This window comes from Granulicella aggregans (genome assembly GCF_025685565.1).
Lineage (GTDB): Bacteria > Acidobacteriota > Terriglobia > Terriglobales > Acidobacteriaceae > Edaphobacter > Edaphobacter aggregans_B.
In genome coordinates this window covers 514,791-529,867 of record NZ_JAGSYE010000001.1, presented here as the reverse complement: position 1 = coordinate 529,867, position 15,077 = coordinate 514,791, and the positions used below count along the sequence as shown (strand labels likewise).

Here is a 15,077-nt window from a genome sequence, read left to right as displayed (position 1 = left end):
TGACCGCTCCGCGCGCAGCGGGCCCGTCCGGCGGGACATCCTGCCTTGATCGAATCTTTATCTTCCGCCGCGCAGGTGGCGATGCTATCCTTCGCGAGACCCCACCCTGTTCCGCGAAGGAAACCTGATGTCCTCCAATCTGCCCGACTTTGAAAAGGCTGAGTATCTTGGTCAGCCCGAAGCCCCCGTCTATCCGAATCAGATCGTCAGCGGCGACGTACGGAGCTATGAACACCGCGCCGACCATGATCGTTTCGTTCATGCAGTCGCCTATGGCATCGCCGCCGCTATTGTCGGAAGCATCCTCTACGCAGCGTTCAACATCGTCACGCACATTACGATCGGCTATGCTGCTGTCGGCGTCGGCTTCCTCATTGGAAAGGCCATGCTGCACGCGACAAAAGGCCTCGGAGGCAGAAAATTCCAGGTCGTCGCGGCAGCTCTCACCTACCTCTCTGTATCGATGGCGGAGATCCCCGAATTCCTTTGGGAGATGCACGAAAGCCACAGAGCCTTCGTCCACTACAGCGCGAAGTTGATCAGCTTACTTGTCGGGTTTGCCTTGGCTTCTCCGTTCATTTTGGTCCAGCACAACTTCGGCAGCGGCCTCATCGGCCTCTTCATCCTCTTCATTGGTATCCGCTTTGCCTGGCGCATGACCGCCGACCGTCGCCTGCCGCAGTAGCCATTCGCCCGGAAACGGATACCATAGAGGCAGAGGCCTTTTTCTGCCGAACTCTGTGATCGAAGCCACCGCATCTTCCGCCCCACCTAACCCGAACATCGCCGCGCCCGAGCCCATCCATAACTGCCCCCAGTGCAGCCACTGGCTGCCTGAAGGCACACTCGCCTGCCCGGACTGCCAGACCATCGTCTACTCCGCTCACCTGCGCCTGCTCGCCTCCTTGGCGGCGCAGCAGGAGCAGCAGCAGAAGTGGGCTGAAGCCCGCGCCACCTGGGCTTCCATGCTGCAGTGGATCCCTGCCGGGACCAAGCAGGTGGAGGGCATCGAAGCCCGCATCCAGGCCATCGACGACCGCGGCAAGGCCGCCGACGAGAACAAAGCCAAGTGGACGCGACGCCTAGGCCCGCTCGCGCCGGTCTTCTTCTTTCTGGCCAAGGCGAAGTCGCTCATCTTCATCCTCTTCAAGTTCAAGTTCCTGCTCAGCTTCTTCGCCTTCTTCGGCCTCTATTGGCTCGCGTTCGGCTGGAAGTTCGGCCTTGGCTTTACGCTCTCCATCATGATCCACGAGTTCGGCCACTACGTCGCCGCGCGCCGTCGCGGCCTCAAGGTCGATCTGCCCGTCTTCCTCCCCGGTCTTGGAGCTTACGTCCGCTGGTACAGCATGGGCGTCAATCTCGACACGCTCTCCGAGATCGCACTTGCCGGACCCTTCTTCGGTCTGCTCGCAGCAGCAACCTGCGCGGGAATCTACTTCGCTGGCGGAGGCCCCATCGGCCCGCAGGAGGCGGAGACCACCAACTCCCTATGGGCTGCTCTCGCCTACACCGGCGCGTGGCTGAACCTCATCAACTTAGTTCCCGTGCTCGGTCTCGACGGAGCCCAGGCCACTCACGCCCTCAACCGCACCCAGCGCGGCCTCATCCTCATCGCGACGCTGGTCTTCTACGCGATCCTGCACGAAGGCGTCTTCCTCTTCATCGCTGCGGGCATGGCCTGGCGCACCTTTACCGGCTTCGCGCCCGAGAAGCCCAGCACGCCGACGATGGTGCGCTTCATGCTGCTGCTCTTTTTATTGGGAGCGCTGATGTTTGCGGTGCCGGAGACGCACGGGCGGCAGTTCTAGCCTTGAGGTGATTTGTTTCGATTGCGGTTGAGCCGCGCGAATAACGCGTTGAGTTCAGCGAAGATCGAAGTGCCGGGGACGATCAGCCGTTGCGCCTCTGTCCACACATCGTCAACGCAAAACCGGCCGGTTCGAGTCTTCGGATCGATGATCCATACCGTCTGAACACCCATTCTGCGGTAATCCGCTGCACGCTCCTGCGTATCGCTGTAGCTATCGTCCGGCGAAAGAATCTCAACGATCAGAACAGGAGGGTCGGTGAGAACGTCTGGTTGATCTTCATCCTTTACTAGAACGACATCGGGAATTCGGACGCGCGTTGCGGACACCTTCGTGCGCCATTCTGTGGCTACCATCACGCCCCATTGAGGCTCTTGCGATTCAAACCAGCTTGTCAGCAATGCTTGTAGCCGCGCATGCTCCCACTTACCCATGTTGCGCTCCCGCACTTCGCCATCGATGTACTCACGATCGGGCCGGTACGTGGTTTGCATGTACTCAGCGAGAGAGATCAGTGCTGTGGTGGCCATGGCAGACTCCGTAGCGATAGCCTACCACCGCCCCGAATCTCCCCAGGCAATTTCGCTTTCCTCTCCTTTGTTTGTCATTCCCGCAGGGAATCTGCTTTTTGCAGAATAGCCGCGCCCCCTCAGCCCGGGTGCCCCATCCATCCAGCTTCACCGGATGGGTGGGACGTAAACCGCATCCCGGCCGGTACCGGGTGCCGCATATCTGGCAGCTTCATCGCCAAATATGGCACCCTCGACTACCCCTTCAAATACCGCCGCCCCAGAATGCGATACTCCCCACTCACCACCCGAGCAATCGCCTCTGGATACGCCAGGTGCTCCTGCTCCAAGATCCGCGCCGACAGCGTCTCTGCCGTATCGTCATCCTCGACGGTAACCGCCCGCTGCAGCACGATCACCCCGTGATCCACCTTCTCATCCACAAAATGCACCGTGCACCCGGCCACCTTCGCCCCGAACTCCAGTGCCTGCGTCTGCGCCTCCAGCCCCGGAAACGAAGGCAGCAGCGAAGGATGCACATTCAGAATCCGGTCCGGAAACGCCGCCACAAACTCCGGCGAGATGATCCGCATATATCCCGCCAGGCAGACGAGATCGACGTTGTTCGCCCGCAGCTCCGAGATCATCGCGGCGTCGTGCTCCGAGCGGTTCATGCCTGCGGAGGGAATAGCGATCGCGAGAAGTCCCATCTCCCGCGCAACCGCGAGCCCCGGCGCATCTTCCTTGTTCGAGAGCACGACCGCGATCTCAACGTCTTTGATGATTTCAAGCCGGATCGCATTCGCAATCGCAAGAAAGTTCGAACCACGTCCAGAGAGGAGAATACCTAATTTTTTCATCTGCCTTATCTTTCTGCGTTACTCGTCTGATCTTGCCGTTGCCAGCTCACCTTGTTTGTCATTCCCGAAGGGAATCTGCTTTTAGATGCCTGTCCGGATACCATCTGACTGGGTGCCCCACCCATCGCCGTTTCATCGCGATGGGTGGGATGGAAACCGTCCACCGTGCGAGTTCTTGCCTATGCTTCTAGGTAAGCCAAGGCTTCAGCCTTGGCAATCTAACGTGCCACAGACGCGGGGCTTTAGCCTCTGGGGTATGTCTTTCGCTTTACGGCCCGTGCTTTGTCGCCGGTTCCAGCGAAACAATATCCATCGTTCCCGGAGTCTGATCCATGGGTGCTACAGGCTCCGCTGTTGTACCCATGGCGACGACTTCGTTCCCTACCAGCGAGCGAAGCCTGCTCTCCGGTACGTTCGCATCGCGAGGATAAATCTGGAGGCGCGTTGTCGTCCCGCAGTCCTTTACCCGATCGGAATCGTGATCGCGGATACAAGCGATATGCACAGGAGCGTGAAGTTCTATGACATAAATGGTGAATCTAGGCTTGTCTCCCTTTTTCTCTCCGAACCAGGGCGGACCATAAACATGCCGAGCAGTAAGTTTACCGGAGACTCTACACGGCGTGGCCTGCGCAACGCTGCATTGGTTTTCTCCCGTCGTTTGAGCCACAAGCGCAAATGTGGATAACAACATCCCAGCAATCGCAAGAAAGTTCGAACCACGTCCGGAGAGGAGAATCCTTAGTTTTTTCATTCTTATTCTCGACTTACTTCTGATGCAAGTTGTGCAGCATCCCGCCGCTTGGGGCTGTTGGATCGCTAATACCGGCGTCTAAAGCAATGTTCACCTGCTTGCCATAGACCGCAACCGTCGGCTGCCAACGAACGATCGATTTTGCACGCAGATATTCGACGCGGAGCGCCTCTGGCCCGGCCCATCTCAGATTCACCCCGTAGGCTCCCTCATTTCTTACGGCACCATAAAGCTGCGCAACATTTACTCCGGAGCCATCTCCAGCCTTCCGCACATCCACTTCATAGCCAAAGGAAGTGGTGGCTCCGCCATTTGTTTCGTAGACTACTGCCTCGATCTGACCGTCAGGGGAGGTGACATGCTGCACGATATCTTTCGAGTAGTCAGTGTCACAGCCCGCAAACAAAGTTGTCAGCCCGAGGATCGCGATCAAACCTAAAGTCCTCGGAACACTCTCCATTAGATTTTGGCTCTTCCTTCGGTCTTCTTTCGAAGCGCCCAACTCAATAATCTTGTAACGATCAGAGCAAGAGTCGCAACCGCAATGAAAACGGCAAACCACAATGACGCTCGGTAGGAATCCCGCATAGTCCAGCGAAGATGCGAAAAATGCGCGGCTAGGCCACCAAGATAGAGCACCCAGAATACTTGGAGAAATCGACCTCTCCACGACGGGAGACCCTGATCAGCCGGTAGGCCTTGTCCGTAGCGCGCCAAATACGGAATTCGCTTGGTAGCAAGCGACCACGCGAACCAGAAGCAGCAAGCAGCGACGATAAACGCTGCATACTGAGCGTCGAATTTACCCATGGGAACAGCGCCCCCGCATAGTGCCTAGTTGTACGTCACCTTCCGCTCGCCTCTCACAATCCTTCCGATAATGCAGTGCCGCTCGTTCGCCCGATTCAGAATCGCCTTGGTCTTCTTCACTAATTCGGCCGGAATCACGCAGATCAGACCGATGCCCATGTTGAACGTCCGCATCATCTCGTCCTGATCTACATTGCCCAGCTCGCGCAGATGCTCGAAGAGCGGCGGCACCGTCCAGCTCGCCAGGTCGACCACCGCGCCCATGCCCTTCGGAATGATCCTCGGCAGGTTGTCCGTAATGCCACCGCCGGTGATGTGCGCCATGCCGCTGACAACCTCAGCCGCTGTCAGCTTCTTGATCACTCCCAGGTAGCTGCGGTGCGTCCGCATCAATGCCGCGCCGGTCTTGTCCTTCAACTCGTTGATGTACTGGTCCGGCCCGTACTTTGCCACCTCAAACAGCAGCTTCCGCGCCAGAGAGTAGCCATTGGTGTGCAGCCCGTTCGAAGGCAGCCCCAGCAGCACATCGCCGATCTGAATGTTCGCGCCGGTGATGATCTTGTCGCGATTCACCGCGCCGATGATCGTCCCGGCAAGGTCGTACTCGCCATCGCCATAGAAGCCCGGCATCTGCGCTGTCTCGCCGCCGATCAGGGCGCAGCCGTTGGCGCGGCAAGCCTCGCTTAGCCCCTGCACGACGGTTTCGACGATATTGTCTTCCAGCTTGCCCGTCGCCAGGTAGTCGAGGAAGAACAGCGGCGTCGCGCCCTGTACTGCGATATCGTTCACGCAGTGATTCACCAGATCCTGCCCTACGGTATGGTGGATGCCCAGCTCAAAAGCCACCTTCAACTTCGTTCCCACGCCATCGGTTGAAGAGACCAACACCGGCTGCGGAAACTTCTCCAGATCCAGCGCAAACAGGCCGCCAAAGCCGCCAATCTCCGAGAGCACCTGCTTGTTGAACGTCTTTCGAGCAAGCATCTTGATGCGCTGCTTGCTCCGTTCTCCGCTGGTGATGTCGACGCCAGCATCGGCGTAGCTGACAGCTTTTTGGCGTGGTTTAGACGCAGCATCCTGCGACTCAGAAGGCGGGAGGGCCTCAGTATGGGCTGAAATTGTCTCGTCCGGCAAGGGAGCTTTACCTCTCAGATATTCGCGAACCGCGTGTGCTCAGGAAGCTCAAGTCTAGCAGGGACGCGGCTGGAAACTTGTAAAAGTCGTCCGCCAATTCCCCGGAATGATCCTCTCAGTTCCACTCTTTCAATGATTTACACCGTAATGCGGATGAACTTAGACCGTGTGTGTCTCGTATACGAATGAGTGCGGTCATCGGATGTGCCGTTACGACCCCGCCACACCCGTCACCGTCCGCTCCCGCGTCGGGCAACCGGTATACGATAGAGGCCAGCGCGGGCCCCAAACTCCATTCTTTATGAGGCACCCAGCATGTACACCTCCGTCGGTTCCATCCATCCTGCCAGTGTGTCCGAGTACGGAACAGCCGCTTCGCCTGAAACGCTCTCCGCGCCCCGCACGGCTTCCGCTCCCTGGTACATCTGGTTCGGTGTACTGGCGGTCACCTCCGCGTCCATCGGCGGAGCGTGGGATGTCTCCTGGCATCGCTCCATCGGCCGCGACTCGTTTCTTACGCCAGCCCACATGGCGATCTACGCCTGCGGAGTCATCGCCGCCGTCATCTGTGGCTACCTCATCCTCGCCACCACCTTCGGCAAATCAGCCTCGCTGAAAGCCGTCTCCGTCAACGTCCTGGGCTTCCGCGCTCCGCTAGGAGCGTTCATCGCCGCATGGGGCGGCATAGCGATGCTCGTCTCCGCCCCGTTCGACAACTGGTGGCACGCGGCGTATGGCCTCGATGTCAAGATCGTCAGCCCGCCGCACACGCTGCTCATCCTCGGCATCCGCGGAGTCGCCGTCGGCATCATGTTCCTCATCCTCGCCGCGATGAACCGCGCCCACACGGACGCGCTCACTGAAGCCAGCTACCTCAGCCTCCGCCGACTCTTTCTCTACCTCGGCGGCCTCATGGTCGTTGGCCAGATGTTCTTCCTCTTCGAGTTCACCAACAACGTCCAGCTCCACTCCGGCCTCGCCTACATCACCATGGGCATCGCCATGCCGATCGTCTTCGCGCTGATCGCCCGCGCCTCCGGACATCCCTGGGCCTCGACCATCGCCGCCGGCATCTACATGGCGTTCACCATCGCCGAGATCCTCATCCTCCCGCTCTTTCCCGCCACCCCGAAGCTCGGTCCGGTCTACTACCCGGTCACGCACATGGTGCCGGCGAACTTCCCCATCCTGCTCATCGTTCCCGCCATCGCGCTCGATCTCCTCTGGCAGCGCACCCGCAACTGGAAGGCGTGGCAGATCGCTATCGTCTCCGGTATCGTCTTCACCGCTCTGCTGGTCGCGGTGGAGTGGCCCTTCGCCAACTTCCTGCTCTCGAAGGCGAGCGAGAACCGCTTCTTCGGTACCGGCTACTTCGGCTACTACGCCCGCGCCGACAACTTCTCTCGCATGCGCCTCTTCTTCCACCCGTCCGCGGGAGTCGAACTCGCAAAGGCCCTTGGCTGGGCGAGCGTCTACGGCATGATCGGCACCTGGGCCGGCCTCCGCTTCGGAGGCTGGATGAAGACGGTGCAGCGATGATCTCCCAGCACGAAATTGATTACAAAAAGAAGGCGTCATCTCGACCGGAGCGAAGCGCAGTGGAGAGACCCCCGCATTTCGCCTTTGCTCTCGCCACTCTCTTAGCCTTCCTTTTTCTAGCCACCATCCCAGCCCACGCCCACTTGGGCAGCAAAGACGTCTTCGAGCAAGTCTCCGCTGGCCCTTACAGGCTCTTCATCACCATCCGTCCGCCGGTCGTCATCCCCGGCGTTGCCACGGTGGAGGTCCGCGCCACCGGCGCCCCCATCAACACCCTGTCGATCACTCCGACGCCGCTCACCGGCGAGGCCGCCAGCCACCCGCCCACGGCGGATATCCTCAAGCGCTCCGGTGCCGACCCCAGCTTCTACACCGGCGGCGTCTGGCTCATGGCCTCCGGCTCCTGGCAGGTCCGCTTCGCCATCGACGGCCCCAGCGGCCACCAGGTCACCTCCATCCCCGTCCCTGCCGTCGCGCTCTCGACGCTCAAGATGGAGCGAAGCCTCGGCATCCCACTCGCTCTCCTTGGCGTCTTCCTCGTCGTTTCCATGGCCGGAGTCGTCGCCGCCGCGATCCGCGAATCACGCCTACCACCCGGAGCTACTCCAACCCCATCGCTCCGCCGCCGTGGCCTCATCGCCCTTGCCGCCAGCCTTGCCGTCATGGTCTTCCTCGTCTACGAGGGAGCGCAGTGGTGGAACGTCGAAGCCGCTGACTACGGCGAAGCCATCTATCGCCCGCTGGTCACCCAGGCTACGCTGTCCGGCGACCAGCTTGATCTGATGGTCAAGCCATACCGCACCAGCTACTCCGCCGACTTCAACGGAAACGACCGCTCCAACTCCGACTTCCTCCCTGACCACAACCACCTGATGCACCTCTACGCCATCCGCGAGCCGCAGATGGACGCCGTCTTCCACCTCCACCCGGAGCTGGTCTCGAAGGGCGACTTCCGCATGTCGCTGCCCGCGATGCCGCCCGGAACCTACAAGCTCTACGGCGACGTAGTCCACGCCAACGGCTTTCCTGAGACGCTGGTCACCACCATCGAAGTGCCCTCAGGTGTTGGCGGCCCTGCAGACTGGCCTATCTTCCTCGGCCCAGACGACGCCTCAGCCACCCCCGCGCCCATCTCCTCCGGCCCCCTGGGCCCCAGCTACAAGCTCCCCGACGGCTACACCATGGTCTGGGACAAGCCCGCGACCCTGACCGCCACCACCGCCTGCAGCCTGCACTTCCGCCTCCTCGGCCCCGACGGGCAACCAGCCAAAGATATGCAGCCCTACATGGGCATGACCGGCCACGCCGCCTTCGTCAAGGATGACGGCACCGTCTTCGCCCATACCCATCCCGAAGGCTCCGCCGCCATGGCCGCTTTAGACATCGCCAACGGCAGCATGAATGCCATGGAGGGCATGTCCACAGGCCCGACGCCTCCAGAGGTAGACTTCCCTTACGGCTTTCCAACGCCCGGAGCCTACCGCATCATCATCCAGATGAAGCACGGCAACACCATCGAAACCGGAGTCTTCGACGCGACGGTGCAGTGAGGCAGGGTGTAGGGGATCGGGCTTAGGGTGCAGGAAGAGCATGCAAGCGACCACGCCTCACTCGCAAAGTCCCGTCAACCCCTAACAAGATCCGTCATCTCGACCGGAGCGAAGCGGAGTGGAGAGACCCCCGCATTGGTTCTTTCACTTGTACCTGCCGTCATCCTGAGCGGAGTTTGGCGCGCGCTCTTTGCGCCAAACGGAGTCGAAGGACCCCGATGACGCCCACATCACCATAACCGTTCGAAACTTTCCGCAATAAATCCTTGTGCCCCACTCATCGCATTCTCACCGCGATGAGTGGGATATTCGTGCGACGCACGAACCGCGTTCCTGTCAGGCCCACAAATCGACTCCCTAACGAAGCCCGCGCCACACACCCCTACACCCTCCACCCTGAACCCTATACCCTAGCTCTATGCGCCCCACCTCAAACTCCCGCGCCCTCCAGCTCCGTGCCGAATCCTTCCTTCCCGGCGGCGTCGACTCCCCCGTCCGCGCCTTCCGCGCCGTCGGCGGCGACCCACCCTTCGTCACCCACGCCGAAGGCGCCTACCTCTACGACGCCGACGGCAACAAATACCTCGACATGTTCGGCTCCTGGGGGCCCATGATCCTCGGCCACGCCTTCCCGCCCGCCGTCGAAGCCATCCAGGCTGCCGCCGCCAAATCCGCCAGCTTCGGAGCCTCGCACGCCGGCGAAGCCGACCTCGCCGAGCTCGTCACCCACTGCTTCCCCAGCATCGAACGCCTCCGCTTCGTCAGCTCGGGCACCGAAGCCTGCATGTCCGCCATCCGCCTCGCCCGCGGATACACCGGCCGCAAGTTCGTCATCAAGTTCGAGGGCTGCTACCACGGCCACTCCGACGCGCTCCTCGTGAAGGCCGGCTCCGGCGTCGCCACCTTCGGCATCCCCGGTTCCGCTGGTGTCCCCGAAGAGACCGCGATGCACACCCTAGCGCTCCCCTACAACGATCTCGACGCCGTCCGCCTGGCCTTCGCCAATCATCCCGGCGCAATCGCCTGCATCATTGTAGAACCGGTCGTTGGCAACGCCGGCACCATCCCGCCCGCGCCCGGCTACCTCGAGGGCCTGCGCACCCTCACCCACGAGCACGGCGCTCTGCTCATCTTCGACGAAGTCATGACCGGCTTCCGCCTCTCGCTCGGCGGCGCGCAGGGCCTCTACGGCATCAAGCCCGACCTCACCACCCTTGGCAAGATCGTCGGCGGCGGCCTGCCCTGCGGAGCCTTCGGCGGCAGGACCGAAATCGTCAACTTCCTCGCCCCGCTCGGCCCCGTCTACCAGGCCGGAACGCTCAGCGGCAACCCGCTCGCCATGGCCGCCGGCATCGCCACACTAAAGCACCTCATCGCCCACAAGGACGTGGTCTACCCCCAGATCGACGCCGCGACTGCCGCTATCGCCACGGGCGTCGCCGCCATCGCGGAAGACGCAGGCGTGAAGCTCACGACGAACCGTGTCGGCAGCATGTTCACCTGGTTCTTCACCGGCTCTCCGGTAACGAACTTCGACACAGCCGCGACCTCCGACACCGCCGCCTTCGCGAAGTTCCACCGTGCCATGCTCGACGCCGGAGTCTGGCTGCCGCCATCGCAGTACGAAGCGGCCTTCGTTGGCACGGCGCATGGCTCTACTGAAATCTCACTGCTGCTCGATGCCGCTCGTGAGGCGTTCGCAAGCTGAAGTTGAACCTTTCTTCCAGGCTCCGGAAGTTATTTCGCGCCGCTCTAAGAGCGCATCGGCGTGACCCTGAAGCGATCGAACAGTTGCGGCAAACGACAAAGATATACTTTTTTCGTTTGCCGCAACACGCCACAAACCATCGTGTCTATCTCCTCCGTAAGCGGTCGCAGCATGATCCAAGCGCCGCAATCGTACGGAGGCCAATCCAATGAACTTAAAGCACTCTCTCCTCGCTGCAGCACTTATCCTCGCTTCCGTCTGCGCCTTTGCGCAGACGCCCGCACCCGCCGCGCAGCCCACCATCAACCAGCGCAAGGTGGATCAGCAGGATCGCATCGCCAACGGGGTCAAGAGCGGCCAACTCACCCCCGGTGAAACCTCACATCTCGAACATCAGGAAGCTGGCATCAATAAGGAAGAGCGCGGCATGCGCGCCCAGGACAACGGCCATCTGACCAAGCAGGATCGCAAGACCATCCGCAGCCAGCAGAACAAGGAATCGAAACGCATCTATCGCGACAAGCACAACGCGAAGGCACGCTAGTTTCGTTCCAGCCGAAATGAAAAGGGCCGCCTGAGAGGGGCGGCCTTTTATTGTCTTGCTCTTCGTAGTTAGGCTGTAGCCGCTTCGCTCTTCGGCTCCATAAATAGTTTGCCAATCACAATCAACACCACCAGCATCCCCGCGCAGATCCCAAACACCTGCCGCACACCCAGATACTGTGCCAGCAGTCCACTCGCCACCAGCCCCAGAATCTGCCCCGTGAACACCGTCGACATCACGGTCGAGCCAACGCGTCCCATCAACGCCGGCGGCGTCTCCTGCTGAATCATCACCTGCGTGGGAATGATGATCCCAGCCACTGAGAAGCCGATCACCAGGTTCCCCACAATCGTCGACCACACCTGTCCCACCACCGTCAGCAATACCAGCCCCGCCGCAATGCCGCCCAGCCCTGCGTACACCAGCACCGTGTTTTTGATCTTCTTGCCAAACACATTCAGTGTGTTGATGCCTGCCAGAATGCCGACGCCGATCATCGCGCTGGCCGCGCCAAACACCTTCGTCGAGCCATGCAGAATGTCGCGCACATACACCGCGATCAGCGGGCCAAAACACCCCAGCACAAACATCCCCGAGGCCATCGCCAGGATCACGAACAGCAGTGCGGCATGGTGCACGATAAAGTCGATGCCCTGCCGCATGTCCGCCCACACCAGCGCCACGCCCTTCACTTCCGCCGCCTTATCCGCAGGGCCAAGTACGGCCGTCGCGATCTTCTCCTCAGGCCGCGACAGCGCCACCGAAGCAATCAAGCAAGCCGATGCCAGAAAGCTAGCCGCATCCGCCCAGTAGCAGCTTGTCGCTCCAAACGTCGATACCAGAAAAGCAGCCACCGCCGGCCCCGCAATCCTCGCCAGGAACATCACCTGCTGCATCAGCGCATTGGCAGCCCTCAAGCCATGCAGCGGAACAGCCGACCGGATCGCCACGCCCTGCGCCGGCCCGAAGAAGCTCGACACCACGCTGATTGCCGCCAGCACCGCATAGAAGCCCCAGATATTATGCGCCAACAGAAGCAAAAGGCACAGCAGGCCGCGTGAGAGATCGCTGGCGATCATCGTCGGCTTCAGCGGCCAGCGGTCCACGAAGACACCTGCCAGAATCCCCAGAACGGCGATCGGCAACTGATACGCAATCTGCACACCGGTAATCTGTTGCGGGTTTGCATGCGCACTAAATGTCAGATATCCGATCACCGCAAACAACGCCAGAAAATCCCCGAAGTTCGACACAATCTGCGCGTACCAGAGCCGCCGCATCACGGGAATGCGCAGCACCGCGCCCATCGAAAGAGGTTCAGGTATCGCCGCAGGAGTGGTTGGAGTTGTAGACATGATCGCTTGCAAGTTTAGATCGGCCCCACGCATCAGTTGCTGCAATAAATTCAGCGACCAACGGGAGCCCAATACAAGTCACGAAGTGACCGCCCCGCGCGCAGCGGGCTTTTACACCCAAACCTGCGGAGTAACGAACTTCATCCCCTTCGCCTTCGCATCCGCAAGAATCGTCTCCGTCGCCTGAACGCTATGCATCCTCGGCTGCCCGAGGCTGCCATCATGCAGCAGCACGTTCGATCCGCGCCCATGCGCCTCATTCCGTCGGATGCCGTTACGAACCTTGGCCACGATCGATTCGCTTGGCTGCGGCCGCCAGTCGTGGGTGATGATGTTCCAGTTCACCGTCGCCAGCCCAAGCTCTCGCGCAACCTCAAGCACCACCGGCCTTCGCGCTCCATGCGGAGGCCGAAACAGCCTGATCTCCGCGCCAATCGTGTCTTCGATGATCGCCTTGGAGTCCGCTATCTCGCTGCGCACATGTGAAGAGGTGCAATAAGAGAGCCAGGGATGCGTCATCGTGTGATTGCCAATCGCGTGCCCCGCTGCGGCAATCTCGCGCACCAGCCCCGGCTCTTTGCGGACAAACTCGCCGATCAGGAAGAACGTCGCCTGAACATCCTGCTTCGCCAGCACCTCAAGCAGCCGCGGAGTCGCCGCCGGGTTAGGCCCATCGTCATAAGTCAGCGCAATCTCGCCGGGATCGTTGCCGGCAATCACCACGCGCCCGAATATCTGAGACGTCGGATAGAGCGCCGCATAGAACCAACCGCCGACAGCGAGCCCTGCGACCGCAGCAACTCCAGCCGCGCTCGCAGGAGTGACCATGCCGCCTACTTCGCCTTCTCTAACAGCGCAAGCACCTCTTCGGCGTGGCCCTTCGGTGTCACCTTGGAGTACACATGCAGCAGACGCTGGCCTTTGCCTTTGTCCGGCCCAATCACCAGCGTCGTCCGCTCCACGCCCGTCACGAGCTTGCCGTACATGCTCTTGTTCTTCAGCAGATCGTAGCGCTTGATGAGCACCATCTCGGGATCGGCCAGCAGGTCATACGGCAGCTCGTACTTGTCCTTGAACTTCTTCTGCGCCTTGACGGTATCGCGCGAGATGCCGAGGACGACCGCTCCCGCAGCCTGCAGCTTCTCAAACGTGTCGCGGAAGCCGCAAGCCTCTATCGTGCATCCTGGGGTATCCGCGCGCGGATAGAAGAACAGCACCACCGGCTTGTCCTTGAACTGGCTCAGCGAGACGTTCTCGCCATCCTGATTCTGCAACGTAAACTCTTCTACCAGATCGCCTGCCTGCATATTCTTCCTTTCATCTCCCTTTAACTTCAAATTCCGTCATCCTGAGCGAAGCATCCCGCAGTTTCACCGCAGGATGCGTAGTCGAAGGACCCCGACACCGTTCATCCTACCCAAACCGCCCGAAACCTTTCTGCCCATACAGCCCAAACTTACCCTGCAACCTCAGCAGGAGCCGTCAACGCCGCAATCGTCTTCTCCAACGACGCTGCATCCTCAACATTCAAGGCCGTCTTCTCAGCATCGATCTTCCGCAGCAGCCCTGTGAGCACCTTGCCCGGCCCAATCTCAACGAAGTGGGTCGCGCCCTGCTGCACCAGCAGTTGCACGCACTCCACCCACCGCACCGCGCCCGTCACCTGCCGCACCAGGCAGTCGCGTGCATTCGCCTCACGATAGATCATCCGCGCATCCACGTTACAGGCGATCGGGAACTTCGCGTCCTGGAAGGACACGCCCTCAAGATGCACCATCAACGCCTTCTGTGCAGGAGCCATCAAGGCGCAATGGAAGGGCGCGCTCACCTTCAGCATGATCGCCCGCTTCGCTCCCGCCTCTTTGCAAAGTTCCGACGCGCGTTCTACAGCAGCGAGATTGCCGGAGATCACCGTCTGTTCAGGCGAGTTCATATTCGCCGGCGCAACCACAGCGCTTTTCGGCGACTCAGCGCGCGCAATCGGGTCGGCGGGATTCATAGCCGCCGGCTGGGTCAACTCGTCGGAGGCGCGAACGCAGCAGTCGTTGATGACCGGCTCAGCCAGCCCAAGGATTGCCGCCATGCCGCCTTCACCCGCCGGCACCGCCTCCTGCATAAACCGTCCGCGTTTGTGTACCGTCCGAACCGCATCGGCGAAACTGAACGTTCCCGCAGCCACATGCGCGCTGTATTCGCCCAGCGAGTGACCCGCGGCAAACGAAGCCGTAATGCCATGTTCCGCCAGCAGCGGAGTCAGGACGCGCTCCGCGGCTACGGAAGCAGTAAGAATTGCAGGTTGCGTGTTCTCGGTAAAGCCGAGAGTCTCCGCCGGTCCTTCAAAGCACAGCTTCGACAGAGAGAAGCCGAGCGCCTCATCAGCCTCGTCGAATACCGCACGCGCGGCGGGAAACTTTTCATACAGATCGCGGCCCATACCCACGACCTGCGAGCCCTGGCCAGGGAAGAGGTAGGCCAATTTCATCGCGTTCATCGAACACGATGATAC

Annotated in this window: 14 protein-coding genes; 6 read left to right on the top strand and 8 right to left on the bottom strand. The window is 60.8% G+C overall.

The window, feature by feature from the left end; translation table 11 throughout:
- Positions 1-127 precede the first annotated feature (127 nt).
- Both OHL18_RS02210 and OHL18_RS02205 read left to right on the top strand, forming a co-directional pair.
- Positions 128-685, top strand: a complete 558-nt coding sequence (locus OHL18_RS02210; RefSeq protein ID WP_263373199.1) for a hypothetical protein — start codon at positions 128-130, stop codon at positions 683-685.
- Between the two features lie 55 nt (positions 686-740).
- Positions 741-1,808, top strand: a complete 1,068-nt coding sequence (locus tag OHL18_RS02205; protein WP_263373198.1) for a site-2 protease family protein — start codon at positions 741-743, stop codon at positions 1,806-1,808.
- Here OHL18_RS02205 and OHL18_RS02200 read toward each other — a convergent pair.
- The 4 genes from OHL18_RS02200 to purM form a co-directional block, all read right to left on the bottom strand.
- Positions 1,805-2,338: a Uma2 family endonuclease gene (locus tag OHL18_RS02200; RefSeq protein ID WP_263373197.1), complete on the bottom strand. Its 534-nt coding sequence runs from the start codon at positions 2,336-2,338 to the stop codon at positions 1,805-1,807. The genes OHL18_RS02205 and OHL18_RS02200 overlap by 4 nt on opposite strands.
- A gap of 236 nt (positions 2,339-2,574) precedes the next feature.
- Complete coding sequence (gene purN / locus OHL18_RS02195) at positions 2,575-3,177, bottom strand: phosphoribosylglycinamide formyltransferase (RefSeq protein WP_263373196.1); 603 nt, start codon at positions 3,175-3,177, stop codon at positions 2,575-2,577.
- Between the two features lie 767 nt (positions 3,178-3,944).
- Positions 3,945-4,364: a DUF5412 domain-containing protein gene (locus tag OHL18_RS02190; RefSeq protein ID WP_263373195.1), complete on the bottom strand. Its 420-nt coding sequence runs from the start codon at positions 4,362-4,364 to the stop codon at positions 3,945-3,947.
- A 401-nt stretch (positions 4,365-4,765) separates the two neighbouring features.
- Entirely contained in the window at positions 4,766-5,875 is a 1,110-nt protein-coding gene (gene purM, locus OHL18_RS02185; RefSeq protein WP_263373194.1) for a phosphoribosylformylglycinamidine cyclo-ligase, read from the bottom strand.
- Positions 5,876-6,190: 315 nt separating this feature from the next.
- Between purM and OHL18_RS02180 the strand changes: the two genes are divergently transcribed.
- From OHL18_RS02180 to OHL18_RS02165, 4 genes are all read left to right on the top strand, one after another.
- Positions 6,191-7,414: a hypothetical protein gene (locus tag OHL18_RS02180; protein ID WP_263373193.1), complete on the top strand. Its 1,224-nt coding sequence runs from the start codon at positions 6,191-6,193 to the stop codon at positions 7,412-7,414.
- Positions 7,415-7,473: 59 nt separating this feature from the next.
- On the top strand, positions 7,474-8,964 hold the full coding sequence (locus OHL18_RS02175) for a hypothetical protein (RefSeq protein WP_263373192.1): 1,491 nt from the start codon (positions 7,474-7,476) through the stop codon (positions 8,962-8,964).
- A gap of 418 nt (positions 8,965-9,382) precedes the next feature.
- A complete protein-coding gene (gene hemL, locus OHL18_RS02170) occupies positions 9,383-10,672 on the top strand; it encodes a glutamate-1-semialdehyde 2,1-aminomutase (RefSeq protein WP_263373191.1) in 1,290 nt (429 codons plus the stop codon).
- A gap of 208 nt (positions 10,673-10,880) precedes the next feature.
- The gene (locus tag OHL18_RS02165) at positions 10,881-11,216 is read left to right on the top strand and encodes a hypothetical protein (protein ID WP_263373190.1); all 336 of its coding nucleotides are present in this window, start codon (positions 10,881-10,883) and stop codon (positions 11,214-11,216) included.
- Positions 11,217-11,284: 68 nt separating this feature from the next.
- Here the strand turns inward: OHL18_RS02165 and OHL18_RS02160 are convergent, their stop codons facing one another.
- The 4 genes from OHL18_RS02160 to OHL18_RS02145 all read right to left on the bottom strand — a co-directional run bounded on the left by OHL18_RS02160 (position 11,285) and on the right by OHL18_RS02145 (position 15,062).
- Complete coding sequence (locus OHL18_RS02160) at positions 11,285-12,571, bottom strand: MFS transporter (RefSeq protein WP_263373189.1); 1,287 nt, start codon at positions 12,569-12,571, stop codon at positions 11,285-11,287.
- 111 nt (positions 12,572-12,682) lie between these two features.
- Positions 12,683-13,399, bottom strand: a complete 717-nt coding sequence (locus OHL18_RS02155) for a polysaccharide deacetylase family protein (protein WP_263373188.1) — start codon at positions 13,397-13,399, stop codon at positions 12,683-12,685.
- 5 nt (positions 13,400-13,404) lie between these two features.
- Positions 13,405-13,878 (bottom strand): peroxiredoxin, encoded by a 474-nt coding sequence (locus OHL18_RS02150; protein WP_263373187.1) that lies wholly within the window; start codon positions 13,876-13,878, stop codon positions 13,405-13,407.
- 149 nt (positions 13,879-14,027) lie between these two features.
- A complete protein-coding gene (locus OHL18_RS02145; RefSeq protein WP_263373186.1) occupies positions 14,028-15,062 on the bottom strand; it encodes an ACP S-malonyltransferase in 1,035 nt (344 codons plus the stop codon).
- Between the last annotated feature and the right edge of the window lie 15 nt (positions 15,063-15,077).